Below are 26,036 nucleotides of genomic sequence, written 5' to 3' on the forward strand. Positions count from 1 at the left end.
TAACATCGCGGAAACAGGCCATGAGTCGGTGCCTGTCGCCATTCGCAGTATGCATGATCCCATGTTTCATGCGGTTTTCAGCATGATCGGGATGGTGCACCAGCCGCATGCAAACGGCAAGAACAAGACACGACAAACAACACCGCAACCAGCCCACAGCCCGATTACATATGCCGATAGCTGGGCCCGCTGCCGCCTTCCGGCGTCACCCAGACGATGTTCTGGGTTGGATCCTTGATGTCACAGGTTTTGCAATGCACGCAGTTCTGCGCATTGATCTGCAAGGCAGGCACCCCGCCCTTTTCGACGATCTCGTAAACACCGGCAGGACAGTAGCGCGTTTCCGGCGCGGCATACTGCGCCAGATTGATGGCAAGCGGCACAGCGGCATCTTTCAGCGTCAGGTGATCGGGCTGGCGGTGATCGTGGCTCAGATTGGCCAGCGCCAGCGAGCTCATGCGGTCAAAGCTCAGCACGCCATCGGGCTTCGGATAGGCAATCGGCGCATGATCCTCCGCCAGCCCGGTTGCAGTGTGGTCGGTTTTGCGGTGGCGCAGCGTCCACGGCAGGCGCACGCCCAGCGCGCCCAGCCACAACTCGGCGCCGGCCAGCAGGGTGCCGCCCAGCGTCCCGAAGCGTGACAGCATGGGCTTGATGTTGCGTACCGACTCCAGCTCGCGCCCCGTTGCGGACGCGCGCAACGCCACCTCATAGTCGGACAGGCAAGCACCACGCTCACCGCGCGCCAGCGCGGCAGCCACGGCATCGGCCGCCAGAGTGCCCGAGCGGAGCGCATTGTGGATGCCCTTGATGCGCGGCACATCCACCATGCCGGCCGCACAGCCCAGCAGCAGGCCACCGGCAAAGGCCAGCTGCGGCAGCGACTGCCAGCCGCCTTCGCTGATCGCGCGCGCACCGTATTCCAGCCGCTCGCCGCCCCTGAGCATGGGCGCAATGCGGGTATGCGTCTTGAACCTCTGAAATTCCTCGAATGGCGACAGATACGGGTTGGCGTAATCCAGATGCACGACAAAGCCGATCGATACCAGATTCTCGCCATAGTGATACACAAAGCTGCCGCCGCCCGTGTCGTTCGCCAGCGGCCAGCCCAGCGTGTGCTGGACCAGTCCCGGCTGATGCTGGCTGGCCGGCACGCGCCAGACTTCCTTGATGCCGATGCCGTATTTCTGATGACCACAGGCCTTGCGCAAATCCAGTTGCGCCTCCAGCTCTCGGGTTAGCGAACCACGCGTCCCCTCGGCAACCAGGGTGTAGGCCGCATGGATTGCCATGCCCGGAGCAAAACTGGCGGTTTCCTTGCCTTGCCTGTCCCGTCCCATGTCGCCGGTGATGACCCCCAGCAGGCGCTGCTTTTCATCCAGCATCGCCGCTGCCGCGCTAAACCCCGGATAGATTTCTACACCCAGCGCTTCGGCCTCGCTCGCCAGCCAGCGGCACAACTCGCCGAGGCTGAGAATCGCATTCCCCGGGTTATGCAGGACGGGCGGCTGGCTCCAGTTGGGCAATTGCCAGCCACTGTCCTCGTCGAGCACCAGAAAGCGATCCTCGCTGACCGGCGTAAAGCTCACGCCACTGCGAGCACGCCAGTCGGGCAGCAAGGCATCCAGCGCCGACGTATCCATCACCGCACCGGACAGGATGTGCGCCCCCACTTCCGCACCTTTTTCCAGCACGCAAACGCTGGCATCCGGCGATTGCTGCTTGAGGCGGATTGCCGCCGCCAGCCCAGCCGGGCCGGCGCCAACAATCAGAACATCGTAATCCATGCGGTCGCGCTGCATCGCGGCTCCTTATCTATAAAATAGAATATTTTTATCAAAACAATCTGCTTTACAAATATTCTACGCCGGCGATATAGTCCTTGGCAATGCAAGGAGACTATTGGCATGAAAGCACTTATCGCCATCAAGCGCGTTCTGGATTACAGCATCCAGGTGCGCGTCAAACCCGACCAGTCCGATGTCGACCTGGCCGGCAGCAAAATGAGCATCAACCCCTTTGACGAAGTCGCCATCGAAGAGGCGCTGCGCCTGAAGGAAGCCGGCATCGTCAGCGAAATTGTCGCCGTCACCATTGGCCCCGCTGCCGCACAGGATATTTTGCGCCACGCACTGGCAATGGGCATTGACCGCGTCACGCTGCTGGAAACCGACACCCCCACCGATTCGCTCGGTGTCGCCAGGCTGCTGGCCGCGCTCGTCAAGGATGAACAGCCGGGGCTGATTCTGCTGGGCAAACAGGCGATCGACGATGATGCGGCACAAGCCGGGGCGATGTTGTCGGCGCTGCTGGGCTGGCCGCAGGCGACGGCAGCGTCAAAGATCGTGATTGCCGATGGCCGCGCCTCCGTCACCCGCGAAATCGATGGTGGTACGCAGACGGTGCAACTGACTCTGCCCGCCGTGATTACTGCCGACCTGCGCCTGAACGACCCGCGCTTTGTGAAGCTGCCGAACCTGATGATGGCCAAGAAAAAGCCGATCAACACGGTCGCCGCCGACAGCCTTGGCGTCCCCTTTGCCGCACGCCAGCAACAAGTACGTGTTTCCGAACCAGCCCAGCGCCCGGCAGGAGTCATTGTCAATTCAGTCAGCGAACTGGTCACCGCGCTAAAGGCGAAAGGAGCACTGCAATGAGCACGCTAATGCTGGCCGATCATGACGGCCACCAACTGAAAAAAGCCACCCTGCAAGCCATCACTGCCGCGCAGGCCTTTAACACTCCGGTTGACGTGCTGGTGCTCGGTTCTGAGACTGCGGCCGTTGCCGCACAGGCTGCCAGCATCGCCGGCGTTGCCCGCGTGATTGCCGTATCCTCCCCACATCTGGCGCATGTGCTGCCCGAAGATGCCGCCGCCATCATTCTCGATCTGCTCAGCGAGGGGTATACGACGGTAATCGCAGCACATAGCACCCAGGGAAAGGATACCCTGCCCCGTGTTGCCGCCCTGCGCGATGTCGGCATGGCCTCCGACGTGCTTCGCATCCACGCCCGTGGCCAGTACGAGCGGCCGATTTATGCGGGCAATGCGATCGCCACCATCCATAGCGATGAAGCGCTGCAGGTACTGACCATCCGCGCCACCAGCTACGCCGCCGCCGCCGCGGGCAACAGCGCCGAGATTATCAGCCGCAGCGCACCGGCCGCACAGGCCGGCAGCCAGTGGCTGGCAGAGGATCATAAAATTTCTGATCGCCCCGAGTTGGCCACCGCGCCGGTAGTGGTCTCCGGCGGGCGTTGCCTCGGCGAACGGTTTGACGAAGTGCTGGCGCCACTGGCCGCCAGGCTCGGAGCGGCACTGGGCGCCACGCGTGCCGCCGTCGATGCCGGCCTGGCTCCGAATGAAATCCAGGTCGGCCAGACCGGGACGATTGTCGCCCCCGAGCTGTATATCGCCGCTGGCATTTCCGGCGCGGCGCAGCATCTGGGCGGCATGAAGGACAGCAAGGTCATCGTCGCGATCAATACCGACCCGGACGCGCCGATTTTCAAGGTAGCCGACATCGGCATCGTCGCCGACCTGTTCGACGTGGTGCTCGAACTGACCCGTCAACTCGGATAAAGCAGGTATACGGCCTTAGCCCAATAATTCATTTGGCCGCATGGCAATACGTATAAAGGTATAAAAATGAGCGCCTACAACATTCAGAAAGTGCTGTCCGTTCACCACTGGAACGACACGCTGTTCAGCTTCAAGGTGACGCGCGACCCGGGCCTGCGCTTCGAAAATGGCCAGTTCGTCATGATCGGGCTGATGGTCGACGGCAAGCCGCTGATGCGTGCCTACTCGGTGGCCAGTGCCAATTACGAGGAAGAGCTGGAGTTCTTCTCGATCAAGGTGCCCAACGGCCCGCTGACCTCGCGCCTGCAGAAAATCCAGGTTGGCGACGATCTGCTGGTGAGCAAGAAGCCGACTGGCACGCTGGTGCTCTCCGACCTGCTGCCCGGCCACAATCTCTATTACCTCAGCACCGGCACCGGGTTGGCGCCGTTCATGAGCCTGATCAAGGACCCGGAAGCCTACGAGCGTTTCGACAAGATCGTGCTGGTACACGGCGTGCGCTCGGTGAGCGAACTCGCTTACGCCGACTACATCGAGAACGTACTGCCGAACGACGAATTCCTCGGCGAGATGGTCCGCGAGAAGCTGATCTACTACCCGACCGTGACGCGCGAACCCTTCCGCAATCAGGGCCGGCTCACCGATCTGATCACCTCGGGCAAGCTGTTCGACGATATCGGTCTGCCGCCGCTTGATCCGGCCACTGACCGCGCGATGCTGTGCGGTAGCCCCGCCATGCTGCACGATACTGCCGCGCTCTTGAACAAGCTGGGATTTGAAGTGTCGCCCAAGACCGGCACCCCCGGAGACTATGTGATCGAGCGCGCGTTTGTGGAGAAGTGAACCGCCGGGACAGATCAACAAAAAGGCTATGTAGCAAAACCGTGTTGTGGTCTTGAGTTCGTCATACCGGCGCAGGCCGGAATCCAGCGGCTCCGGTTAAAAATGCAGTCTGGATACCGGCTTTGACCGTAGGGAATCCCCGTGGAACGCCGGTATGAAGAAGTGGTTTTTCATTTTTCTGTGCCACAACATGCTTCTGGGGCATAGCCAGCAAAAAGGGCGCTGCAAGCGCCCTTTTTGTTTGCCTTCACCCTGCTCAGAGCGGCTGCAGCTTCGCGTACGCCACCGCCAGCCACTTGCTGCCGTGCTCGGTAAAATTGACCTGCACATTGCCATTGGCGCCGCCTTCGTAGTCGGTGACGACGCCGGTGCCGAAGCGGTGATGCTGCACCGTCATGCCGATCGCCAGGCCGTGTTCGGGCGCAGCCTTGGGCGCTGATGGGGTATGTTGCTGCTGCCTGGGTACAAAGGCGGTTTGCGGCGCATACCCACGATTCAGATAACGCAGCACGTCCGGCGGGATTTCGCCGAGGAAGCGACTGCCCGGCGCGTAGCGCGTCTGGCCGTGCAGCATGCGGCTTTGCGCCAGCGACAGATAGAGCCGGCGGCGCGCGCGCGTGATCGCGACATACATCAGCCGGCGCTCCTCTTCCAGCGCCTTTTGGTCGCTCATGCTGTTCTCGTGCGGGAACAACCCTTCCTCCAGCCCGGTCAGGAACACCGAATGGAATTCCAGCCCCTTGGCCGCGTGTACGGTCATCAGCTGGATCGCGTCGGCCTGCGCATTGGCCTGATGGTCACCGGCCTCCAGGCTGGCGTGCGAAAGGAAGGCGACGATGGTGTTCTCGTCCTCGGCAATGAAGGCTGCCGCGGCAGTCACCAGTTCACCGAGGTTTTCCAGCCGGTCTTCGCCGTCCTTGTCAGCGCGGTAGTGCGCGCTGAGACCGGAGAGATCGAGCATCGCCGACACCACTTCGGGCAGGGGTAACCCCTGCGTCTGCACGCGCATGGCTTCGATGATCTGCACAAATTTGCCGACCACCGCGCCGCTGCGCCCCAGACCGCCCGAGCACGCCGCCTGCCACAGCGAGGTGCCGGCCAGTCGCGCGTTTTCCTGCAGTGCATCGACCGTGCGCGCACCGATGCCGCGCGTGGGGAAATTGATCACGCGCAGCAGCGCGTTGTCATCTTCGGGGCTGGCGATCAGGCGCAGGTAGGCCAGCGCATGCTTGATTTCCTGGCGCTCGAAAAAGCGCAGGCCGCCGTACACGCGATAGGGCACGCCGGCGGTAAAGAGGCCGTGCTCCAGCACGCGCGATTGCGCGTTGCTGCGATAGAGAATGGCGATGTCATTGGCCGGCACGCCATCGCGAATCAGCGCCTGCACCTCACTCACGACAAATTCGCATTCGTCGAAATCGCTCAGCCCCTCGAATACGCGGATCGGCTCGCCATCTTCGGAATCGGTCCACAATTGCTTGCCAAGCCGGTTGCGGTTGCAGCTGATCACCGCGTTGGCGGCGGTAAGGATATTGCTGTGCGAGCGGTAATTCTGCTCCAGGCGAATGATGTGCTTCACTGCAAAATCGCGCTGGAAATCATGCATATTGCCGACATTGGCGCCGCGGAAGGCATAGATGGACTGATCGTCGTCACCAACGGCAAACATCGCGCCACCCTCGCCCACCAGCAGCTTCAACCAGGCGTATTGCAAGGTGTTGGTGTCCTGGAATTCATCGACCAGAATATGCCGGAAACGCTGCTGGTAATGCGCGCGCAGGCTGGCATTGCCATTGAGCAACTCAAAGCAGCGCAGCAGCAATTCGGCGAAATCGACAACGCCTTCACGCTGGCATTGCCGCTCGTATTCCTCGTAAACCGCCTTCATCACGCGACTGTGCTCGTCCCAGATCTGCAAGGCGCCCGAGCGCACTCCGGCTTCCTTGTTGCCATTGATGAAATGCTGGCAGCTTTTCGGCGGATAGCGTTCATCATCGATATTGAGCAGCTTCAGGACGCGCTTGATGGCGGACAACTGGTCCTGGCTGTCAAGAATGGCGAATTGCTCGGGCAGGCCGGCATCGCGATGATGCAACCTGAGCATGCGATTGCACAGGCCGTGAAACGTGCCTATCCACAAGCCGCGCGGATTCAGCGGCAGCATCGCCGTCATGCGTGCGAGCATTTCCTTCGCGGCCTTGTTGGTGAAGGTCACCGCCAGGATTCCGGCCGGGCTGACCTGCCCGGTGGACAAGAGCCAGGCCATGCGTGTGGTCAGCACGCGGGTCTTGCCGGAACCGGCGCCGGCCAGGATCAGCGCATGCTCGGCAGGCAGCTCGACGGCGGCGGCCTGTTGCGGATTGAGATTGGCAGTGAGCGAGGCATTCATGGCGGGCACGGCGAGGCAAAACGCCATTGTACAAAAAGCCCCGCCCTGCGTCTGTGTGCCCGGGTGCCGCGCACATCATGGATAAAAAAAAGGATGGCAGTCGCCATCCTTTTTGCCCAGCGTGCTTGCGCGGATCAGATACGCAGGCCGGAGAGATCTTCGCCATGGGAAGCGATGTAATCCAGTACCCATTGCGGCTTGCGGCCACGGCCAGTCCAGGTCTGCTCCGGATTGGCGGGATTGGCAAATTGCGCCGCGCCCACGGTTTTCTTGGCGCCAGCGCCCTTTTTGCCACTGGCGGCCAGCGCCAGCAATTCGGCCAGGCTGAAACCGCTTTCCGCCGCGCGCGCTTCGATATCGCTCAGCAGCTGCTTCTTTTCCTGCTCCTTGCGACGGACCAGTTCGGTTTCAATCTCTTTCTTCAGCTGGGTGAGGCCAGCGTAATCGTACTTGGACAAATCAGTCACGGTTATCTCCAGATCAGGGCGTTGGAATTCAATTCCCCGCTCATTATGGAGAGCAGTTTCCGCCATGACAAGAAAAATCCAATTTATTGCCGCGCCAGCAGCCAGCGATTGGCCTTTTCCAAATCACTTTCGTTGAGCTGGCCAGTAGCCGCCGCCAGCAGCAGGCCGGAATACAGATAGGTATATTTGGCGTAAACCAGCTGGTAGCGGGTATTGTAATAGCGCTCGTTGGCATCCAGCACATCGACAATTGTACTTACGCCGACCTTATAGCCCAGCTCCGTCGAATCCAGCGATGATTTGCTCGATTTCAGCGATTGCTGCAAGGCGCGGATTTGCGCGGCACCGGCGCTCACCCCCAGAAAAGCCTGCTTGGTGTTTTGCTGCACCTCGCGACGAGTGGCCTCGAGCTGGTCGCTTTGCTGATCTTTTTTCGCCACGCTTTCACGCAATTGCGAACTGATGGCGCCACCGGTATACAGCGGAATGGCCAGTTGCAGGCCGATGGCCGCCCTGCCCTGGCGATCCGTTCCGCCATTGCTGGACAGGCCATTGCCGGTGTAACTGTTGCCATAGCTGGCGACCAGATCGAGTTGCGGCGTATCCACCGCACGGAATTTCTCGATTTCCTTGCCGGCGATATCCAGATTGAGCTGCTGGGCGAGCAGCTCGATGCTGCCATTGGCTGCGCGGGCCAGCCATTCATTCAGGTCATTCGGCTGCGGCGGCTGTGCCTGCTCGTGATCACCCAGCGGCTGCAATTCGTCGGGATTGAGCCCGGTCAGCAGCGCATAGGCATTTTTCTTCACCTGCAAATCATTGCTGGCGACGATTTCGGACGCCAGAATCGCGTCGTAACGCGCCTGGGCTTCATTGACATCAACCACGGTGGCGACACCGACCTCGAAGGATTTCTGCGCCTGCGACAATTGCTGGGCCACGGCATCGCGCTGGGCCGTCGCCAGCACCACCTGCTCCTGCGCGGCCAGCACTTCCAGATAGGCCTTGGCCACCCGCAGGATCAGCTGCTGCTCGGCGGCGCGGTACTGCAATTCGGCAAGATCGGTCTGTTTGCCCAGCTGGTAGGCCGACACCCAGGCTTCCTTGCGATAGATGGGCTGCGTCAGCGCCAGCGAGTAGCCATAGCTCTTGCCGGATTGCGAGCCATCGGGGTTGCCGGGCGTGGGCATGCCGGGGTCGGACTCCTGCCGGAGCTGCTGGGCATTGGCCTGCAGCTGGACTTGCGGCAGCAGCAGCGCACGGCCCTGCACGGCCTTTTCCTGGCCGGCGATGCGCGCCTTGCCAGCGGCAGCCATGGTGGCGTCGTACTGCTGCGCCGCCTGCCAGGATTGCAGCAGATCAATCGCCAGCAGCTGCGGCGCCAGCAAAAGGCCAGTGATGGCCACAAAGGCAGTTTTCAGTCTCACGTCGGTCACCTGTTCAAGAGCGCCGCATCAGCGATGCGGCGCAATGTTGTATTGTCTTGGGAGTGTGTGGAAGGGGCATGGTTCAGTGTGCCACGCCCGCAACAACAGCGTCTGCACCATCCTTGCGCTCAGGCGTATCCGGACGGATGCGGAACCAGGCGGCATAGAGCGCCGGCAGGAACAGCAGCGTCAGCACGGTAGCCACCAGCAGCCCGCCCATGATGGCGACCGCCATCGGCCCCCAGAAGGTTTCGCGCGAGAGCGGAATCATCGCCAGGATGGCTGCGGCGGCAGTCAGCATGATGGGGCGGAAGCGCCGTACAGCCGATTCAACGATTGCATCCCAGGGTCGTTGACCGTCAGCGATATCCTGCTCGATCTGATCCATCAGAATGACCGAATTGCGCATGATCATGCCCATCAGCGCAATCACGCCCAGCTGCGCCACAAAGCCGAACGGTGCCTGGAAAGCCAGCAGGCTGATCGTTACGCCGATCAGGCCCAGCGGCGCCGTCAGCAGCACCATGATCATGCGCTGGATGGACTGCAGCTGCAGCATCAGCAACGTCATCACGGTCAGCAGCATCAGCGGCATCACCGCCGAAATCGATTCCTCGCTCTTTTTTGACGACTCCAGCGTGCCACCCGCTTCGATGTGATAGCCGACCGGCAGCGTCGCCGCCAGCTCGCGGATTTTCGGCAGCAGGGCGGTGCTCACGTCCGGCGCCTGCGCCCCGGCCACATCGGCGCGCACGCTGATCGTCGGCATGCGGTTGCGGCGCCAGATGATGCTCTCTTCGTTCTCCAGCGACAGCGTCGCCACCTGTGACAGCGGCACCGACTGACCGGAAGGCAGCAAGACCGGCAGGCTTTGCAGGAAATCGAGCCGGGTACGCTCGCCCTCGACCAGTCGCGCCACCACGGCGATGCTGTCATTGCCCTCGCGCAGCTGCGTGGCGGTGACGCCGGACACGGCCATCTGCAGCATGCTGGCCAGCTGCTGCGAATTGAGGCCCAGCTGGCGCAGACGATCCTGATCGACCTCCATGCGCACGGCCTTCACCTTCTCGCCCCAGTCGGTATGCACCTGGCGGGTATGCGGGTCAGACTTCATGATGGCTGCGACCTTGCTGGCAATACCCTGCAACGTTTCCTGGTCCGGGCCGGAAACGCGAAACTGCACTGGATAACCCACCGGCGGGCCGTTTTCCAGTCGTGTCACCCGGCCCCGCACCTGCGGAAAATCCCGCTCGAACAATTCCGTGATGCGCTGGTAGACGCGGTCGCGCACGAACTCATCACGGGTCATGACGGTAAGCTGGCCGAAATTGATGTTCGGCATCTGCTCGTCCAGCGGCATGTAGTAACGCGGCGAACCGCTGCCGATATAGCTGGTGACGTGGGCCACGTCCGGGTCCTTGATCAGGATGGCCTCCAGCTTTTTCACCTCGCGCTCGGTCGCGGCAAACGAGGCCGTGTACGGCAGCCACAGGTCGACCATGAGCTCGGGTCGGCTCGATGCCGGGAAGAACTGCTTGGGAACGAAGAGCGCAAAGAGCGCCAGCGCCAGCACAAAGGCCGTGCCGGTCAGCGCCAGCGTGGTCTTGCGCCAGGTGATGCACCAGGTGACCAGTGCACGAAACTTGCGGTAGAAACGTCCCTGGTAGACATCGTGCTCGGCATGCACCGCCTTTTCGGGCAGCAGCAGATAACCCAGATAGGGCGTGAAGATCACCGCCACCAGCCAGGACACCACCAGCGCAATACCGACGACGGCAAAAATCGAGAAGGTATATTCACCGGCATCCGACTTGGCAAGGCCTACAGGCAGAAACCCCGCCACCGTAATCAGCGTACCGGTCAGCATCGGAAACGCGGTCGATGTGTAGGCGAAGGTCGCGGCGCGGAATCGGTCCCAGCCCTGCTCAAGCTTGAGCGCCATCATTTCCACGGCGATGATCGCGTCGTCCACCAGCAGGCCGAGCGCGATCACCAGTGCGCCCAGCGAAATGCGCTGCAGCTCGATATTGAAGAACTTCATCAACAGGAAGGTAATCGCCAGCACCAGCGGAATCGACAGCGCGACGACAATGCCCGTGCGCCAGCCGAGGCTGAGAAAACTCACCGCCAGCACGATGACCACGGCCTCAAGCAGCGATTTCATGAAGATGTGGATGGCATTCTTCACCACGGCCGGCTGATCCGACACGGTATGGATTTCCACCCCGACCGGCAGCGCCTGCCCGAGCCTGGCCAGCGTCGCGTCGATTTCGCGCCCCATGACGATCACGTCGCCGCCGCTGCGCATCGAAATGCCCAGCGCCAGCGCCTCCCGCCCCTGGAAGCGGATGGCGGTTTCCGGCGGATTGACCGTGGCGCGCTGCACATTCGCCACATCCGCCAGATGGAAGGTACGGCCATTGACGGTGATCGGCATGGCCTTGATGGTGGCCACGGCGTCGAAACCGCCGCTGACGCGCAGGAAAATGCGCTCGTCGTCCCCCTCGATGACGCCGGCTGGCGTGACGGTATTGGTCGCGGCCAGTACTTCGTTGATCTGGAAGGGGCTCACGCCCAGGCTGGCCAGTTTGGCCGTGCTGTATTCAACGTAGATTTTCTCGTCCTGCACGCCCAGCAGCGTCACCTTGTTCACATCATGGATGCGCAGCAGCTCGCTTTTCGCACGCTCGGCCCAGTGCTTGAGCTCGGGCAGGCTGAAGCCGTCACCAGTCATCGCGTAGAGATTGCCGTAAGTGTCGCCGAACTCGTCATTGAAGAAGGGCCCGACCACGCCGGGCGGCAACTTGCCGCGCGCGTCGCCGATGCGCTTTCTGACCTGATACCAGGCGTCCGGCACCTCCTTGCGCACGCTCTCGCGCAACATGATGGTGATCAGCGCCTCGCCGGCACGCGAATAGCTGCGGGTGTAATCGATATAGCCAATGCCCTGCAGTGCTTCTTCCAGCCGGTCGGTGACCTGCTCCTCGACCTCGGACGCCGAAGCACCGGGCCAGAAGGCACGCACGACCATGGCCTTGAAGGTGAACTCGGGGTCTTCCTTCTGGCCGAGCTGGGTGTAGGCCAGCACGCCGGCCAGCGAGAGCACGGCCATGAGGTAAAGGACAAAGGAGCGGTGCTTGAGCGCCCAGGCCGACAGATTGATGCTATTGAACATGGCTGGCGACTCCTGCCTGGCGTTCGTCCAGCACGCGCACCTTCTGGCCTTCGTGCAGCAGATGCACGCCGGCGGTGATCACCCTGGCGCCGGGCTGGATGCCGTCGACGAGCACGGCGCCATCCCGATAGCTGCGCACACTGACCTTCAGCCCCTGTACCTTGCCGTCACTGCCCAGCAGCCAGACGCGCTGCTCCTTGCCCTGGCCCAGCAGCGCCGTCAGCGGCAGGGCCACGCCGGCCTGCGGTGCTTCTGCCTGCGGCACGCGCACCGTCGCCGACATGCCCAGCGCCGGCGCCTGCGGCCCGGCCGGCAGTGCCACCTTCACCCGATAGGTGCGCGCCACCGGGTCGGCGGCCGGCGCGATTTCGCGCACGGTAGCCGGCAGGCTGCGCCCTTCCGCCGCCCACAGCTCCACCGTCACGGGCGAGCCGGGTTTCAGCTCGCGCTGCCGCCCTTCGGGCACATCGAACACCACATCCCTGGCGCCATCCTGCGCCAGCAGGATCACCGGCTGTCCCGCCGCCAGCACGGCTCCCGGCTCTGCCGTCACCGCGGTCACCACCCCGGCGACATCGGCGCTGAGCTGCGCATAGGCTGACTGGTTGCTGGCCAGCTGGGCCTGCGAGCGCGCCTGCTGCAACTGCTGCTTGAGTGCATCGACCTGCGTCTGGCGGCGGTCGACTTCGGCCTGGCTGACGAACTTCTTGTCAAACAGGTCGCGCGAACGCTGCAGATCGAGTTCGGCCTGCGCCAGCTGCACCTTCGCGGCATCAAACTGGGCACTGGCGGCCTGTGCCTGCAGCGCCACGTCGCGGCTGTCCAGCGTGGCGATCGGCTGACCGCGCTCGACCTGGGTGCCGACCTCGACCTTGCGCGACAAGAGCTTGCCGCCGATGCGAAAGGACAGTGGAACTTCCAGCCGGGCGCGCACGACGCCGGAATAGGCGACCTCACCCCGGCCATTGGCCGGCCGGACCTCCAGCACCCGCACCGGGCGGATTTCCTCGTGAGGCTGTGCATCCTGCTTGCCGCACCCCCCCAGCAGCAGCACGGCCAGCGTGCCGAACAGCATGTGTACTCGCGTCATTGTTGCGTCCTTTCTGGAATTGCGTTCAATTCAATTCCTGATTAGCAAGACTTCTCAGCAAAACCCGAATCAACCACAGAGACACAGAGATCACAGAGAAAAGCGGGGGCACATCATCGGCATTTCTCAGGATTTTGCTTCCTCTGTGCCCTCTGTGCCTCTGTGCCTCTGTGGTTCAATAGGTTTTCTGGTTTGCCAAGAAGGGTATCTAATCAGGATTCAATCTATTGGGCAGCAAGCCGCGCGGCCCTGGCGAGCCAGTTTGCGCGCTGCGGTTCGGTCGCGCCGCGAATCGGCCCGAAACTGGTGATGCGCACCGGGCGGATTCCGGAAAACTCAAGAATGGTGCGCTTCATCTGCTTGTGGCCTGCGTCGCCGTAAACCCAGCGGTAATACCAGGGCGGCGTATCCATGGTGACCAGCAATTGCGCCGAACGCCCGGCCAGCAGTTTGTCCCAGAGCATTGAACCCTTGCGGTAGCGAAAGGCAAAACCGGGCAGAAAAACGCGGTCGATAAAGCCCTTGAGCAGCGCCGGCATGGCGCCCCACCAGATCGGATACACAAATACCAGGTGTTGCGCCCAGGCAATCTGCTCCTGCGCTTCGACCAGATCCGGCTCAAGCGGCTGCCCACCGTCGAAACCCGCATGCAGGACAGGATCAAAACGCAGGGCGTGCAAGGACAGCATGCGCACCTCCTGCCCGGCGGCGCGTGCGGCATCGGCATAGCGCTCGGCAAGCGCCGCGCAGAAACTGTCGGCGGCTGGATGGCCAAGAATGACCAGCGTTCGTTTACTCATGATTTTCAGTTCCCAGGGTCAGATAGCACGGTGTTTCAGGCCTTCCAGGATCAGGTCGCACAGGGTGTCGATATGGCGACGCGGATCAAAATCGGGCGGCAGACAGGAAGACAGCGAGTTGCGCATGACCATGGCCAGCAGCATTGGCGCGCAGATCACGTGGAGGGCGTATTCGACGTCGATGGCGCGGAATTCGCCACTGGCGATGCCGCGCTCCAGAATCATGCGGATCAGCGCATCGCCGGGCTCGACGAACTCTTCCTGATAGATGCGCGCCACCTCGGGAAAATTGCCGGCCTCGGCAATCATCAGCTTGGGCAGGGCGGAAAGCTCGGTTTCACCCTGCAGCGTCCACCACATGTGCAGCAACTCGCGCAGCAGTTCGGCCGACGAGGTCGCCCGGCTCTCGCGTACCAGCGCTTCGCCCTCACGCAACTTGGGCAGCAGCAGTTCGCGCAGCACCGACTTGAACAGCTCTTCCTTGTTCGGAAAATACAGATAGGGCGTGCCGCGACTCACGCCGGCGGCACGCGCGATGTCTTCCATCTTGGTCGCGGCATAGCCTTTTTCGGCGAACAGGCGAAAGGCGGCTTCCAGGATTTCCTGGGGGCGAGCCTCCTTGCGGCGGGTGCGGGTTTTTTCGGCTTCGGTCATGACGGCGCACTAATGAATGAACGTTCATTTAATAGTAGCGCGCCGCACGCGCAATGGCGAGCCCGGCAGATGTAACCGTCTGTTTTGCGCCGCTGCGGCACACGCGCTTGCGGTACAATCCGCGCGCAATCCCCCCATTCCGGAGCCGCCCTCGATGACCATGATCACCGCCGCCGACAAGGCCAACATCCTTTCCGAAGCCCTGCCCTACATCCAGCGCTTCGCCGACAAGACCATCGTGGTCAAGTACGGCGGCAATGCCATGATCGACGAGGAGCTGAAGGAAGGTTTCGCGCAGGACGTGGTGCTGCTCAAGCTGGTCGGCATGAATCCGGTCGTCGTGCATGGCGGCGGCCCGCAGATCAACGAGCTGCTCGACCGCATCGGCAAGAAGGGCGAGTTCATCCAGGGCATGCGCGTCACCGACGCCGAAACCATGGACGTGGTCGAGATGGTGCTCGGCGGCCATGTGAACAAGGAAATCGTATCGCTGATCAACAAGCACGGCGGCAAGGCAGTCGGCCTGACCGGCCAGGATGGCCACTTCATCCGCGCGCGCAAGATGTTCCTGAAGGGCGCATCGAGTGACGAGCTGGTCGACATCGGCCAGGTCGGCGAAATCGAAAAAATCGACCCGTCCATCGTGTCGCACCTCGATGCTGCCGACTTCATCCCGGTGATCGCACCGATCGGCGTCGATGCCAGCGGCGAGAGCTACAACATCAACGCCGACCTCGTGGCCGGCAAGCTCGCCGAAGTACTGAAGGCCGAAAAGCTGATCCTGATGACCAACATTCCCGGCGTGATGGACAAGGACGGCAACCTGCTGACCAAGCTGACCGCGCGCCGCATCGATGAACTGTTCGCCGACGGCACGATTTCCGGCGGCATGCTGCCGAAAATTTCCTCGGCGCTCGACGCCGCCAAGTCTGGCGTGAACTCGGTGCACATCATCGATGGCCGCGTGAAGCACGCCCTGCTGCTGGAAGTGCTCACCGAAGCCGGCGTGGGCACCATGATCCGCGCGCGCTGAGTCTGACCGCAAGACCCCCCCCCCCCGCAAACACCGGCCTCATGCCGGTGTTTGCGCATTCGGCGGGCAATCCGGCTTGCATGGCTGGCGAAGCCGGCTACATTGGTAATACCCCTGTGCCACCGGAGCCACGACATGCAAAGCGCGAGCCAACTCCTCAAACAAAAAGCCGATCACAACATCCTCGCCGTCGCCCCGCACGCTACCGTTTTCCAGGCGCTGCAGGTGCTGGCCGAGCACAATGTCGGCGCCGTCCTCGTGCTCGACGAGGGCAAGCTGGTCGGCATCTTTTCCGAACGCGACTACGCCCGCAAGGTGGTACTGGCCGGCAAGACATCGGCCGTCACGCCGGTCGCCGAAATCATGACCAGCCGCGTGCTGTGTGTGCCGCCCACTGCCAAGGCTGACGAGTGCCTGGCGCTGATGAGCGAAAAGCGCATCCGCCATTTGCCGGTCATGGATGGCGATACGGTACTGGGCATCCTGTCGATCGGCGACCTGGTATCCGCCAAGATCGCCGAGCAGCAGTTCACCATCGAGCAGCTTGAGCACTACATCTACGACTACAAGGGTATGTGAATACAGCCAATGCGCGTAAATGGCCTTGCGCCAATACCAGCATAGGTATCAACGAGAGACAAGAAAACGCAACGGGGCTACAATGCCCCGTTGCGTTTTTCCATGCATGCCCCATGCGCCATCCCGTCTGGCTCTTCGACCTCGACAACACGCTGCACGAAGCCAGCCGGCACGCCTTTCCGGTGATTGATGCCGCGATGACGCACTATCTGATGCAGCACCTGCAGCTCGACCAAGCCGGCGCCAATCAGCTGCGCGTGCACTACTGGCGGCGCTACGGCGCCACGCTGCTGGGTTTGCGCCGCCATCACCCGCACATTGACCCGCAGCATTTCCTCGCCGCCAGCCACCCGCTGGACACACTGCTGCGCGAAGTCCACCCGATGCCGGGGCTGCGCCAGACACTGCAAAGACTGCCCGGCCGCAAGATTCTCTTTACCAACGGTCCGCATGCCTATGCGCAGGCCATGCTCGAAGCCCTGCGCATCAGCGGCGAGTTCAGCGGCATCGCCGCCATCGACACGCTGGGTCTTACCCCCAAGCCCTTCAGCGCTGCCTACCGGCGCCTGCTGCGCCATTTTGGCCTCAGGGCCAGCCAGTGCATTTTGGTGGAAGACAGCGTGGCCAACCTGCTGCCCGCAAGGAAGCTCGGCATGCGCACCATCTGGCTGCGACGCGGCCACCGCCAGCACCCTGCTGCCGACCGGACGATACGCACGCTCGCCGAGCTGTGCCGCTGAGGCAATACGCGTCCGTACGCTCCCGAACACTGGCCTCCTGCCTGTGCCGAGCGAATTGAGCGGCAAAACTCAACAAAGCCGGAATTCGCCACAGCGGCACAGCGATCAGCAGGAAAAGCCGCGGGATCCCCTGTTTTTCTCCGGGCTTTCTTCCGCCAGCCCTTGGCATCGCGGTGGTCCGGTCCAGGGTCTCTCTGGTCTAAACGGATTTTTGCCGCTTGCGACATGGGCCATGCCAATCCGCGTCAGCGGAAATCGCGCAAATGCCGCCACACGGCCAGCCAGGCGCCGCCGAGCGTCAGCGCTGCGGTGGCGCCGACCACGCACAGCGCCACGCGCCAGTCGGGCAGCTGCAGCGCGAACTGCTGGCCATAAGCCCGGGCCAGCTCGACCACGGCGGGGTTGAGGCGCGCCAGCATCAACCAGACCAGCAGGCAGGCCAGCGCGCCACCCAGCACGCCCTGCACCAGCGCGAAATGAATGAAGGGCCGGCGGATGAAGGCGTCGGTGGCGCCAATCAGCCGCGCCACCTCGATTTCCTCGCGCCGCGTCAGGATCTGCATGCGGATCGCATTGCCGGTCACCAGCAGCAGCGTCAGCGCCAGCAGCACCGCCAGCACGTCAAACAGTCCGCGCCCGAGTTCGATCAGGCGCTGCAGGCGTTGCGCCCAGGCCGAATCGGCCTGGATTTCCGCAACCAGCGGATGCCCGCCCAGCTCGGCCTGCAAAGCGGCCAGCGGCGCGGCGGCGGTGCCGCGCAGGGTCAGCACAAAGGCATCGGGCAGCGGATTGTCGCCCAGCCCGGCCGTCAGGCCGCTGGTCCCGGTGGCGTTTTCCAGCTGGCGCAGCGCCTCGTCGCGCGGCACATAGCGGATTTTCGCCAGCTCCGGCCTGGCCGCCAGCGCCTTTTCCAGCTGCTTGGTCGCCGCCGCGTCGCGCTCCGCCTTCAGAAACAGCGTCAGCTGCGGCTCGACCGGCAGGCGATTCGCCACGCCGCCGGCACTGGCCAGCAGCAGCCACAGCAGCATGGGCAGCGCCGCCGCGATGGCAATCACCAGCAGATTGAGCAGGCTGGAGACGGGCTGGCGCAGCAGGCCCAGCAGGGTATGACGCAAAGCACGGGTATGCTGCCGGAACCAATTCTTCATATGCTCTTCAGCTCGATACAGGCAAGGGTTTAGAGACTAGGCGGTAAACTGGCCGTTCTTCAGTCGCAGGATGCGCCGGCCATAATCGGCCATCAGGCTTTCATCGTGCGCCGAAATGACGATGGTCACGCCAACCTGGTGGAAGGACTTGAACAGCTCGAGGATGTCGTTGGCGTAATCGCGATCCAGGTTCGCCGTCGGCTCGTCGGCGAGCAGGATGGCCGGGCGATGCACGACGGCGCGCGCGATGCACAGGCGCTGCTGCTCGCCACCGGAGAGCGCAACCGGGTTGAGCTTTTCCTTGCCGGCCAGCCCCACCTTGTCCAGTGCGGCCAGCACGCGGCGCTTCGCCTCGCGGCCGTCGAAGCCGACGATATCCAGCGGCAGCAGCACATTGTCATACACACTGCGGTCGAACAGGATCTTGTGATCCTGGAAGATCAGGCCCATGTGGCGGCGCACATAGGGGCGCGACGCCCGACTGAGCCGCGCAAGATTCTGCCGGTTGACCAGCACCGTGCCGCTGCTGGGCGCTTCGATGCCGGCGATCAGCTTGAGTATTGTCGACTTGCCCGCGCCGGAGTGCCCGGCCAGAAACACCAGTTCGCCACTGGTGATTTCAAAGCTGAGATTCTGCACGGCGGTAAAGCCGCCAGCGTAACTCTTGCTGACCTGCTGGAACTGGATGGCGCTCACAGAAACCCTTCCCTGTCCGGGCGAGCGATCCACTTCGCCCGCAACAATTCATAAAACACCGCATCGACCTGGCGCTCGTGGTGCTCGACGCGGCGAAACCCCTTCAGCTCGAAGCCGCATTTGGCCAGCACGCGGCCACTGGCCGGGTTGTCGAGCAGGTGATGCGCGGTGAGCTGCCAGAGTTCGTAGCGCTGGAACGCGTAATCACGGGTCGCCAGCAAGGCCTCGGTGGCATAGCCCTGGCCCCAGTGCGCCGGGGCCAACCAGTAACCGAGGTCGGCCTCCAGCTCGCCCAGCAAAATGCCGGTGCAGCCGATCAGCTGCCGATCATGCTTGCGACAGATGCCAAACACCCGCTCCTCGCAATAGGGGTGGCGCAGGCCGGCAATGAAGTCCTGCGCGTCTTCCGGCGTCTGCAGCGCATGGCGCGTGCGGCTGGCCACTTCCGGCGCCGCCGCCAGCGCCGCCAGCGTTGCGGCATCCGCATCGGCCAGCGGCCGCAGGATCAGGCGTGCGCTCAGCAAGGTGGGCTGGGCCATGATGCCTCGCCGCTCCGCGCTAGTCGAACAGCGCGTCGATGTAGTCGCGCGCAACAAAGGGGCGCAGGTCGTCGATTCCCTCGCCCACCCCGATGAAGCGCAGCGGCACCGGGCGCTGCTTGGCAATGCCGGCGATCACGCCGCCCTTGGCGGTGCCGTCGAGCTTGGTCAGCACAAGGCCCGTCAACCCCAGCGCATCATCAAAGGATTTCACCTGGCTCACGGCGTTCTGGCCGGTATTGGCATCGAGCACCAGCAGGATTTCGTGCGGGCCGGTGGGATCGGCCTTTTGCACCACGCGCTTCACTTTCTTGATTTCGTCCATCAGGTGCAGTTGCGTCGGGAGCCGCCCGGCGGTATCGACGATGATCACGTCGACGCCGCGCGCCCTGGCCGCGTTCACGGCATCAAACGCCACGGCGGCGGCGTCACCGGACTCCTGCGCGATCACCTGCACGCCGTTGCGCTCGCCCCAGACGACCAGCTGCTCGCGCGCGGCGGCGCGGAAGGTGTCGCCGGCGGCCAGCAGCACGCTCTTGCCCTGGCTCTGGAAATACTTGGCCAGCTTGCCGATGCTGGTGGTCTTGCCCGCACCGTTTACGCCTGCAACCATTAATATGAAAGGCTTCTGGCCCGATACATCCAGCGGTATCTCCAGTGGTGCAATCAGGTCGTTCAGCGAGTCCTTCAGCGCGCCCTTCAGCTCCTGCGCATCCTTCAGGCCCTTGAGGGTGACGCGCTCGCGCACGTCGTCGAGCAGGAAGGTCGTTGCCTCGACGCCCATGTCGGCGGTCAGCAGCACGGTTTCCAGCTCTTCATACAGTTCGTCGTCAATCTTGCCGCCACCAAACACGCTGGCAAGGCTCTTGCCCAGCTTGTCGCGCGTCTTGGCCAGACCCGCCTTCAGGCGTTCGGTCCACGACAGCTTGGGCTTGTCCTGCGGTTGCGGCTGCGCAACGGCCGGCGCGGCAACCGGGCTGGCGGTTTCGGGAACTGCCAGCGGTTCTGCAACCGGCTCGGCCTGCGCCTCGACAACTGGCGAGTGCGGCGCCCCGGCCTCGACACCCTCCGGCGCGGCAGGCTCGACGGGGTTGGCGGCCTCGTCCCTGGCGGGTTTCTTGCGGAAAAAACTGAACATGTCTTGTTTGCTACGGCTCCTGGCCGGAAAATGGCGGATTTGGTGCGATTTTAACAGGTTGTGGCCCGGCCCGGACACCGCCGCTCGCCCTTGCCACGGAGTACCCATGTCCTCACCGCTTAAAAATCAGGTACGCATCATCGGCGGGCAATGGAAACGCCGGCTGCTGAAATTCCCCACGCAAAGCGGCCTGCGCCCGACACCCGACCGCGTGCGCGAAACGCTGTTCAACTGGCTGGGCCAGGACTGCACCGGCCTGCATTGTCTTGACCTCTTTGCCGGTAGCGGCGCGCTGGGCCTGGAAGCAGCCTCGCGCGGTGCCGCACGCGTGGTGATGGTCGAGCTCGCCCGCGAGGCGCTGGCGGCGCTGCGCGAGCACAAGGCACTGCTGAAGGCCGACAATGTCGAAATCGTCGCCGGTGACGCGCGCCGCTATGCCGCCGGCTGCGGGGATAACTTTGACCTGGTCTTTCTCGACCCGCCCTACGCCGCCAACCTGCTGCCCGAGCTGCTGCCGGCAGTCGCACCGCTGCTCAAGGAAGGCGGCCTCGTCTACGCCGAATGCGCCACCTGGCCCGATCTGACCGGCTGGGAAATCGTGCGCGAAGGCCGCGCCGGCCAGGTGCAGCACGCGCTGTTGCGCCGCGCAGGCGAAGACAAGCGCCATGCTTAAAGCCATTTTGCTTGCCGCCATCGTGTTCGGCCTCAATATCGGGCTGCTGTCGCTGAGCATGGCCTGGTTTGCCCGCTTCCTGCGTGACAATCAGCAGCGCTTGCAGGGGCGGCCGCCCAAAACCAGCCATGTCGTGGGCGTGCTGTACTGCGTGATGCTGGCGCTGCTGGCCGCCTCGCTGATCCAGTCCGGCGTGTGGGCGATCATTTTCTGGCTGTATGGCGGCTTTGCCGACTATGAATCGGCGTTTTACTTTTCGGTGGTCAATTTTGCGACACTGGGCTACGGCGACATGACGCTGCAAGGTGACTTGCGCCTGCTGGGCCCGCTGGAAGCCATCAACGGCAGCCTGATGCTGGGCCTCTTTGCCTCGATTCTCTATGCAGTGTTTGCCCGCCTGAGCGACAGCCAGCGCCAGACGAATTCCTGATGACTTGCCGCCAAACACATGATTTTGCTCGACTTTCAGCATGAACAAGCCAGGCATGCCGCATGCAAAGCCGCACAGATTTTGCGGTTGTATCCGCTGTCAGAAAGTGGGAAAATCCGCCCCTGAAGCTAGTTGCTTGTTTTTATTGTCTTTTATCCAGATTACAGAGGAAGTATATCCATGGCACTGATGATTACCGACGAATGCATCAATTGTGATGTTTGCGAACCGGAGTGCCCGAACAACGCCATTTCGCAAGGCGAAGAGATCTATGTGATCGACCCCAACCTCTGTACCGAGTGCGTCGGCCACTACGATGAACCGCAGTGCCAGCAAGTCTGCCCGGTGGACTGTATCCCGCACGACCCGGCCCACGAAGAAAGCAAGGACGAGCTGATGGCCAAATACCTGATCATTTCCGGCGAAGCCTGATCGATCCAGCCATCCGGGGCCGGCACACGCCGGCCCTTTTTCATTGTCACCCCCCTGCCCCATCCATGAATCTGCACCATGAACTGAGCCAGTCCCTGGACATCGCCCGCTCGCTGATCCTCAGCGACCCCGGCGAAGCCCGGCGGCTGACCGAGCACGCCCGGCAACTGGCCGAGCAGCTCGGCCAGGCGCACGACATGCTGGAAGCCCGCCGGCTGCTGGCACGCATCGTGCGGGCGCAGGATTTCAGCAGCGTCGTCAAACCGCTGGCCGACGCCCTGCTGCAGGACGCGGCAGCAGCCGGCGCGCGCGACATCTGGCTGGACACGCTCTTCATCGCGGCCGATTCGGCCTATGGCGACGGCATGTACGCCGACGCCAGCGAACGCTACCTCGGCATTCTTGAAGCAGGCCTGAACGAGAACTGGGCCAGGGCGCTGGTCATTGCCTACACCGGCATTGCCAAGCTCTGTTTCATCTACGGTGAAGCCGCGGTGGCCGAGCGCAACCTCAATACCGCGCTGCAATACGCCGGCCATGTCGAATGCAGCGATACGCTGATCAGCCTCTATATCAACCTCGCCGCCAATGCCATCCACAGCCAGCGCCACGTGCTGGCCAACGCCTGGCTGACCGAAGTGCAGGCGCAACTGCTGAAGGCTGGCGTCTGCGAATACGAACCCGAGCTGTACTACTACCAGGGCATCATCGCCCAGCGCGAGGGCCGCAGCGAAGAGGCGCGCGCGCTGTTTCGCCGCAGCCTGATGCTCAACGCCAGCAATCACAACAACTGGGGCCGCACCGTCAATCTGCTGGGTCTGGGCGAAGTGGCAATGGCGCAGGGCGAACATTTCGCCGCCGAGTACTACATGCGCGAAGCGCTGCTGCTGGCGATCGAGATCAACTCGACACACCTGGAAATGCAGGCCCACCGCATGCTGGCCGAGGTCCTGCGCAAAACCGGCGAAACCCGGCGCGAATTCGAACACTGGCAAAGGCACTTTGCCCTGCTGAAGGTCACGCGTGAAGAAAACCGCGACGACCCGCTGAGCCGCACGCTGTTCATCGACACCTGCGCCCGCCAGGCCGGCATGGAGCGCCGTCACGTCAGCCGCAAGGCCGCAGCCTGAGCACCACACCAGCTCGGCCAATGCAGAAGCAGATTGGCAACCCTTTCGAGCAAACCACAAAATCCATGTGAACCACAGAGACACAGAGGGCACAGAGGCCGCAAAACCCCGAGAAATGCCGATGACCCGCTTCCGCTTTTCTCTGGGTTTCTGTGCTTGCCTTGGGAACAGGCATTGCAGCCGGATTCCCGCTTTGGCCTTAGGGAATCCCCGTGGGACGCCGGCATGACGAATTGTACTTTGCGGAGCTACCTACCTAACTAGGTCTCTGCTTCAGAATCGTCATTCCCGCGTACGCGGGAATCCAGATGACGGTGTGAAATCAAGCTTTGCTCTGGATGCCCGCCTTCGCGGGCATGACGAAAAAAGGGTTTCTGAAGGAGAGACATAATCAGGTTGAGGTTTGCTGAGCAGTCTTGCCATTCAGCAAGCGCTACGCGCAGAAACTCCGGCGCTCGCGCAACAACGCCAACGACGCCAACGACGCCGGGTATATACCTACAGCCATTGCCAATGAAAGGCTGCAAGGCAATACCCATTGCTATATAAAAAAACGCCAGCGCAAGCGCTGGCGTTTTCTCTCATGCATGGCCGATCAGTAGCGATAGTGCGCCGGCTTGTACGGACCTTCCACCGGGACGCCGATGTAGGCAGCCTGTTCCGGCGTGAGCACGGTCAGCTTGGCACCGATCTTCTGCAGATGCAGTCGCGCCACCATTTCATCCAGGTGCTTGGGCAGCACGTACACGCCAACCGGATACTGCTCGCGCTTGGTGAAGAGCTCAATCTGCGCCAGCACCTGGTTGGCAAACGAGTTGGACATCACGAAGGACGGGTGACCGGTGGCGCAGCCGAGGTTCACCAGACGGCCTTCGGCCAGCAGGATGATGCGTTTTCCATCAGGGAATTCGATGTGGTCAACCTGCGGCTTGATGTTGTCCCAGTTGTACTGGCGCAGGCTGGCGACTTCGATTTCGCTGTCGAAGTGGCCGATATTGCACACGATGGCGTTGTGGCGCATCGCCTTCATGTGCTCGTGCGTGATCACGCCGACGTTGCCGGTGGTGGTGACGAAAATGTCGGCTTCGCCGGCGATGTCGTCCATACGCACGACGCGGTAGCCCTCCATTGCCGCCTGCAGTGCGCAGATCGGATCGATTTCGGTGACCCACACGGTCGCGCCCAGGCCACGCAGCGATTGCGCGCAGCCCTTGCCCACATCGCCGTAGCCGAGCACGACGGCAACCTTGCCGGCGATCATTACGTCGGTGGCGCGCTTGATGCCATCCACCAGCGATTCGCGGCAGCCGTACAGGTTGTCGAACTTGGACTTGGTCACCGAATCGTTGACGTTGATCGCCGGGAAGGCCAGCTTGCCCTGCTCGTGCATCTGATAGAGGCGATGCACGCCGGTGGTGGTTTCTTCGGTCACGCCGATAATCGAAGCCAGACGGGTCGAGTACCAGCTCGGGTCCTTGGCGATCTGCGCCTTGATGGCGGCGTAGAGCACGGTTTCTTCTTCGTTGGTCGGCGCGGAAACCAGCGACAGGTCTTTTTCCGCACGCGCGCCCAGATGCAGCAGCAGCGTCGCATCGCCACCGTCATCCAGGATCATGTTGGCGTATTCGCCGTTACCGAAGTCGAAGATGCGGTGGGTGAATTCCCAGTACTCCTCCAGCGACTCGCCCTTGTACGCGAAGACCGGGGTGCCAGCGGCGGCAATCGCGGCGGCGGCGTGATCCTGCGTCGAGAAGATATTGCACGACACCCAGCGCACGTCAGCGCCCAAGGCCTTGAGTGCTTCGATCAGCACGCCGGTCTGGATGGTCATGTGCAGCGAACCGGCAATGCGTGCGCCCTTCAGCGGTTGCTGCGCGCCGAACTGCTCGCGCACGGCCATCAGGCCCGGCATTTCGGTTTCGGCAATGTTCAGTTCCTTGCGGCCCCAGGCGGCAAGGCTGATGTCGGCGACGTGATAATCTTTGAAATCGTTTTGAGCTTCGGCCACGATCAAACTCCAATGTGGCCGGGTCGATGCGGCCCACCCGTCATCGAAACCCGGCAGGGTTTACACGAAAAGGGTGAGCGCCGTTGTAGAAAGTCATGATCCACCGAGCCTGACCCTCGTCCGTCTGGCGACGGCGGGCTGCAACGCTCCTCGGTAGACGCGCATTCTAGCGCAAGGCGGTGGAATTTATAACTGCAGGAAAGCCCGCATCCGTACCAACGGCAGCAGCGGCACGGCGCCACTCAATGCAGCGTTGGCGAGGCGCTGGCGCCGAGCGCAATTGCCTCGGTACTGACGGCATCCTCGACCACGGGTCGCAACAGGGTCAGCAAGCCCCGCGCCACCGCCTCGACACGCAGGGTATCCGGTGCACACTCATCCACCTCAAAGCCTGCAGCCAGATACACTGGCAGGTTTGCTGCACTGGCCAGCGTCCAGCACGCCTCGCGACCAATCCAGCGCCCGGCTTGCTGCAAGAGCAGCGCCAGCACCTCGTCGTCTTGCGCGATCACGCCGTCGAGCCGCATCAGGCCGCGCGCCATCACCACACGCAGCGCACCGCGAATCGCGCCATCTTCCTCGGCCAGCAGCACCATGTCGGCCAGCGTCGGCGGCGGCAGTCCCTGCGCGGCGTAACGCTCGGCGAGTTGACGGTATTCAGGCGGCGAGGCCAGGCGAACGGTGGTAGTCATGCGCGACTCCTGCAAGCAATACTGGAAGCCTCGATTAAACCAGCAAACGACGACGCGTGGTTTGATGCATGTCCAAACCAAGGCAGGACAGGCGCTGCGGCCTGCTGGCTGGCAAGGCTAGCCCGGATTTTTCATGAGTTCGGGGTCGGCGGAGGGCTTAAAGCCGCATAGGATATGCTTTCCAGACCGATCCACAGACAACTCCGCCGATGCCAAAGTGTACCGCACCTGAACTCCCGTTTGGCCGTCTTGGCCGTTGCCAGATCGAGGCCAATTTCACTGGCGGCGCACTCAGTTCCGATGGCGGACTGATGTTGCTGCGCCAGACTGATCACCGCATCGGTTTGTCAGAGGCCGTCGCCAAGGCGCT

General features: G+C 62.6%; 25 protein-coding genes and 1 riboswitch. Of the genes, 11 read left to right on the forward strand and 14 right to left on the reverse strand.

Annotation, left to right across the window (positions count from 1 at the left end; translation table 11 throughout):
• Positions 1 to 164: 164 nt before the first annotated feature.
• Positions 165 to 1,802 carry an electron transfer flavoprotein-ubiquinone oxidoreductase gene (locus C515_RS0105640; RefSeq protein ID WP_028454745.1) on the reverse strand — a complete coding sequence of 546 codons (1,638 nt, stop codon included), beginning with the start codon at positions 1,800 to 1,802 and terminating at the stop codon, positions 165 to 167.
• 105 nt (positions 1,803 to 1,907) lie between these two features.
• On the opposite strand from C515_RS0105640, the gene C515_RS0105645 reads away from it, so the two are divergent.
• The 3 genes from C515_RS0105645 (at position 1,908) to C515_RS0105655 (ending at position 4,426) form a co-directional block, all read left to right on the forward strand.
• On the forward strand, positions 1,908 to 2,657 hold the full coding sequence (locus C515_RS0105645; RefSeq protein ID WP_028454746.1) for an electron transfer flavoprotein subunit beta/FixA family protein: 750 nt from the start codon (positions 1,908 to 1,910) through the stop codon (positions 2,655 to 2,657).
• A complete protein-coding gene (locus C515_RS0105650; protein ID WP_028454747.1) occupies positions 2,654 to 3,583 on the forward strand; it encodes an electron transfer flavoprotein subunit alpha/FixB family protein in 930 nt (309 codons plus the stop codon). Before C515_RS0105645 ends, C515_RS0105650 begins: the two co-directional genes overlap by 4 nt.
• Before the next feature lie 66 nt (positions 3,584 to 3,649).
• Complete coding sequence (locus C515_RS0105655) at positions 3,650 to 4,426, forward strand: ferredoxin--NADP reductase (protein WP_028454748.1); 777 nt, start codon at positions 3,650 to 3,652, stop codon at positions 4,424 to 4,426.
• Positions 4,427 to 4,682: 256 nt separating this feature from the next.
• Here the strand turns inward: C515_RS0105655 and C515_RS0105660 are convergent, their stop codons facing one another.
• The 7 genes from C515_RS0105660 to C515_RS0105690 all read right to left on the reverse strand — a co-directional run bounded on the left by C515_RS0105660 (position 4,683) and on the right by C515_RS0105690 (position 14,428).
• The gene (locus C515_RS0105660; RefSeq protein ID WP_028454749.1) at positions 4,683 to 6,815 is read right to left on the reverse strand and encodes a UvrD-helicase domain-containing protein; all 2,133 of its coding nucleotides are present in this window, start codon (positions 6,813 to 6,815) and stop codon (positions 4,683 to 4,685) included.
• Positions 6,816 to 6,949: 134 nt separating this feature from the next.
• Positions 6,950 to 7,282 carry an H-NS histone family protein gene (locus C515_RS0105665; protein WP_028454750.1) on the reverse strand — a complete coding sequence of 111 codons (333 nt, stop codon included), beginning with the start codon at positions 7,280 to 7,282 and terminating at the stop codon, positions 6,950 to 6,952.
• 83 nt (positions 7,283 to 7,365) lie between these two features.
• On the reverse strand, positions 7,366 to 8,709 hold the full coding sequence (locus C515_RS0105670) for a TolC family outer membrane protein (protein ID WP_028454751.1): 1,344 nt from the start codon (positions 8,707 to 8,709) through the stop codon (positions 7,366 to 7,368).
• Positions 8,710 to 8,791: 82 nt separating this feature from the next.
• Positions 8,792 to 11,884 carry an efflux RND transporter permease subunit gene (locus C515_RS19710; protein WP_051304672.1) on the reverse strand — a complete coding sequence of 1,031 codons (3,093 nt, stop codon included), beginning with the start codon at positions 11,882 to 11,884 and terminating at the stop codon, positions 8,792 to 8,794.
• Positions 11,874 to 12,974, reverse strand: a complete 1,101-nt coding sequence (locus C515_RS19715) for an efflux RND transporter periplasmic adaptor subunit (protein WP_081686778.1) — start codon at positions 12,972 to 12,974, stop codon at positions 11,874 to 11,876. The genes C515_RS19710 and C515_RS19715 overlap by 11 nt, the downstream gene beginning before the upstream one ends.
• 224 nt (positions 12,975 to 13,198) lie before the next feature.
• Complete coding sequence (locus C515_RS0105685) at positions 13,199 to 13,774, reverse strand: NAD(P)H-dependent oxidoreductase (RefSeq protein ID WP_028454752.1); 576 nt, start codon at positions 13,772 to 13,774, stop codon at positions 13,199 to 13,201.
• Between the two features lie 18 nt (positions 13,775 to 13,792).
• Entirely contained in the window at positions 13,793 to 14,428 is a 636-nt protein-coding gene (locus C515_RS0105690) for a TetR/AcrR family transcriptional regulator (protein WP_028454753.1), read from the reverse strand.
• Between the two features lie 154 nt (positions 14,429 to 14,582).
• Here C515_RS0105690 and argB point away from each other — a divergent pair, with 154 nt between their 5' ends.
• The 3 genes from argB to C515_RS0105705 all read left to right on the forward strand — a co-directional run bounded on the left by argB (position 14,583) and on the right by C515_RS0105705 (position 16,780).
• On the forward strand, positions 14,583 to 15,461 hold the full coding sequence (argB, locus tag C515_RS0105695) for an acetylglutamate kinase (RefSeq protein ID WP_028454754.1): 879 nt from the start codon (positions 14,583 to 14,585) through the stop codon (positions 15,459 to 15,461).
• A gap of 135 nt (positions 15,462 to 15,596) precedes the next feature.
• Complete coding sequence (locus C515_RS0105700) at positions 15,597 to 16,040, forward strand: CBS domain-containing protein (protein ID WP_028454755.1); 444 nt, start codon at positions 15,597 to 15,599, stop codon at positions 16,038 to 16,040.
• Between the two features lie 113 nt (positions 16,041 to 16,153).
• Positions 16,154 to 16,780 (forward strand): pyrimidine 5'-nucleotidase, encoded by a 627-nt coding sequence (locus C515_RS0105705; RefSeq protein WP_028454756.1) that lies wholly within the window; start codon positions 16,154 to 16,156, stop codon positions 16,778 to 16,780.
• 245 nt (positions 16,781 to 17,025) lie between these two features.
• Here the strand turns inward: C515_RS0105705 and ftsX are convergent, their stop codons facing one another.
• The 4 genes from ftsX to ftsY are packed head-to-tail and all read right to left on the reverse strand — an operon-like array spanning position 17,026 to position 20,301.
• A complete protein-coding gene (gene ftsX, locus C515_RS0105710) occupies positions 17,026 to 17,928 on the reverse strand; it encodes a permease-like cell division protein FtsX (RefSeq protein ID WP_028454757.1) in 903 nt (300 codons plus the stop codon).
• Between the two features lie 36 nt (positions 17,929 to 17,964).
• Positions 17,965 to 18,624 carry a cell division ATP-binding protein FtsE gene (locus C515_RS0105715; protein ID WP_028454758.1) on the reverse strand — a complete coding sequence of 220 codons (660 nt, stop codon included), beginning with the start codon at positions 18,622 to 18,624 and terminating at the stop codon, positions 17,965 to 17,967.
• Entirely contained in the window at positions 18,621 to 19,163 is a 543-nt protein-coding gene (locus tag C515_RS19720; RefSeq protein WP_051304675.1) for a GNAT family N-acetyltransferase, read from the reverse strand. The genes C515_RS0105715 and C515_RS19720 overlap by 4 nt, the downstream gene beginning before the upstream one ends.
• A 19-nt stretch (positions 19,164 to 19,182) precedes the next feature.
• Entirely contained in the window at positions 19,183 to 20,301 is a 1,119-nt protein-coding gene (gene ftsY / locus C515_RS0105725) for a signal recognition particle-docking protein FtsY (RefSeq protein ID WP_028454759.1), read from the reverse strand.
• A gap of 106 nt (positions 20,302 to 20,407) precedes the next feature.
• Here ftsY and rsmD point away from each other — a divergent pair, with 106 nt between their 5' ends.
• From rsmD to C515_RS0105745, 4 genes are all read left to right on the forward strand, one after another.
• Positions 20,408 to 20,974 (forward strand): 16S rRNA (guanine(966)-N(2))-methyltransferase RsmD, encoded by a 567-nt coding sequence (gene rsmD, locus C515_RS0105730; RefSeq protein WP_028454760.1) that lies wholly within the window; start codon positions 20,408 to 20,410, stop codon positions 20,972 to 20,974.
• Positions 20,967 to 21,404, forward strand: coding sequence for a potassium channel family protein (locus C515_RS22340; RefSeq protein ID WP_051304676.1), 438 nt, complete (start codon positions 20,967 to 20,969; stop codon positions 21,402 to 21,404). Before rsmD ends, C515_RS22340 begins: the two co-directional genes overlap by 8 nt.
• Positions 21,405 to 21,584: 180 nt before the next feature.
• Positions 21,585 to 21,836, forward strand: coding sequence for a YfhL family 4Fe-4S dicluster ferredoxin (locus C515_RS0105740; RefSeq protein ID WP_028454761.1), 252 nt, complete (start codon positions 21,585 to 21,587; stop codon positions 21,834 to 21,836).
• A 65-nt stretch (positions 21,837 to 21,901) separates the two neighbouring features.
• Positions 21,902 to 22,966 carry a tetratricopeptide repeat protein gene (locus C515_RS0105745; RefSeq protein WP_028454762.1) on the forward strand — a complete coding sequence of 355 codons (1,065 nt, stop codon included), beginning with the start codon at positions 21,902 to 21,904 and terminating at the stop codon, positions 22,964 to 22,966.
• 595 nt (positions 22,967 to 23,561) lie between these two features.
• On the opposite strand, the gene ahcY is transcribed toward C515_RS0105745, so the two are convergent.
• Together ahcY and C515_RS0105760 are read right to left on the reverse strand one after the other, a co-directional pair.
• A complete protein-coding gene (gene ahcY / locus C515_RS0105755) occupies positions 23,562 to 24,974 on the reverse strand; it encodes an adenosylhomocysteinase (RefSeq protein WP_211233991.1) in 1,413 nt (470 codons plus the stop codon).
• A gap of 68 nt (positions 24,975 to 25,042) precedes the next feature.
• Positions 25,043 to 25,132, reverse strand: a riboswitch (S-adenosyl-L-homocysteine riboswitch).
• Positions 25,133 to 25,216: 84 nt separating this feature from the next.
• The gene (locus tag C515_RS0105760; RefSeq protein ID WP_028454765.1) at positions 25,217 to 25,666 is read right to left on the reverse strand and encodes a hypothetical protein; all 450 of its coding nucleotides are present in this window, start codon (positions 25,664 to 25,666) and stop codon (positions 25,217 to 25,219) included.
• Positions 25,667 to 25,875: 209 nt separating this feature from the next.
• Here C515_RS0105760 and C515_RS24895 point away from each other — a divergent pair.
• Positions 25,876 to 26,036 (forward strand): transposase (locus C515_RS24895; RefSeq protein ID WP_211233993.1); only part of this gene is annotated, 161 nt, incomplete at its 3' end.

It is taken from the genome of Chitinilyticum litopenaei DSM 21440 (genome assembly GCF_000428145.1).
Taxonomy (GTDB): domain Bacteria; phylum Pseudomonadota; class Gammaproteobacteria; order Burkholderiales; family Chitinibacteraceae; genus Chitinilyticum; species Chitinilyticum litopenaei.

Bases quoted from the DNA above. Each gene is read 5' to 3' on its own strand.
- C515_RS0105640 (WP_028454745.1), bottom strand. From the start codon at position 1,802: ATGCAGCGCGACCGCATGGATTACGATGTTCTGATTGTTGGCGCCGGC.
- C515_RS0105645 (WP_028454746.1), top strand. From the start codon at position 1,908: ATGAAAGCACTTATCGCCATCAAGCGCGTTCTGGATTACAGCATCCAG.
- C515_RS0105650 (WP_028454747.1), top strand. From the start codon at position 2,654: ATGAGCACGCTAATGCTGGCCGATCATGACGGCCACCAACTGAAAAAA.
- C515_RS0105655 (WP_028454748.1), top strand. From the start codon at position 3,650: ATGAGCGCCTACAACATTCAGAAAGTGCTGTCCGTTCACCACTGGAAC.
- C515_RS0105660 (WP_028454749.1), bottom strand. From the start codon at position 6,815: ATGAATGCCTCGCTCACTGCCAATCTCAATCCGCAACAGGCCGCCGCC.
- C515_RS19710 (WP_051304672.1), bottom strand. From the start codon at position 11,884: ATGTTCAATAGCATCAATCTGTCGGCCTGGGCGCTCAAGCACCGCTCC.
- C515_RS19715 (WP_081686778.1), bottom strand. From the start codon at position 12,974: ATGACGCGAGTACACATGCTGTTCGGCACGCTGGCCGTGCTGCTGCTG.
- C515_RS0105685 (WP_028454752.1), bottom strand. From the start codon at position 13,774: ATGAGTAAACGAACGCTGGTCATTCTTGGCCATCCAGCCGCCGACAGT.
- C515_RS0105690 (WP_028454753.1), bottom strand. From the start codon at position 14,428: ATGACCGAAGCCGAAAAAACCCGCACCCGCCGCAAGGAGGCTCGCCCC.
- argB (WP_028454754.1), top strand. From the start codon at position 14,583: ATGACCATGATCACCGCCGCCGACAAGGCCAACATCCTTTCCGAAGCC.
- C515_RS0105700 (WP_028454755.1), top strand. From the start codon at position 15,597: ATGCAAAGCGCGAGCCAACTCCTCAAACAAAAAGCCGATCACAACATC.
- C515_RS0105705 (WP_028454756.1), top strand. From the start codon at position 16,154: ATGCGCCATCCCGTCTGGCTCTTCGACCTCGACAACACGCTGCACGAA.
- ftsX (WP_028454757.1), bottom strand. From the start codon at position 17,928: ATGAAGAATTGGTTCCGGCAGCATACCCGTGCTTTGCGTCATACCCTG.
- C515_RS19720 (WP_051304675.1), bottom strand. From the start codon at position 19,163: ATGGCCCAGCCCACCTTGCTGAGCGCACGCCTGATCCTGCGGCCGCTG.
- ftsY (WP_028454759.1), bottom strand. From the start codon at position 20,301: ATGTTCAGTTTTTTCCGCAAGAAACCCGCCAGGGACGAGGCCGCCAAC.
- rsmD (WP_028454760.1), top strand. From the start codon at position 20,408: ATGTCCTCACCGCTTAAAAATCAGGTACGCATCATCGGCGGGCAATGG.
- C515_RS22340 (WP_051304676.1), top strand. From the start codon at position 20,967: ATGCTTAAAGCCATTTTGCTTGCCGCCATCGTGTTCGGCCTCAATATC.
- C515_RS0105740 (WP_028454761.1), top strand. From the start codon at position 21,585: ATGGCACTGATGATTACCGACGAATGCATCAATTGTGATGTTTGCGAA.
- C515_RS0105745 (WP_028454762.1), top strand. From the start codon at position 21,902: ATGAATCTGCACCATGAACTGAGCCAGTCCCTGGACATCGCCCGCTCG.
- C515_RS0105760 (WP_028454765.1), bottom strand. From the start codon at position 25,666: ATGACTACCACCGTTCGCCTGGCCTCGCCGCCTGAATACCGTCAACTC.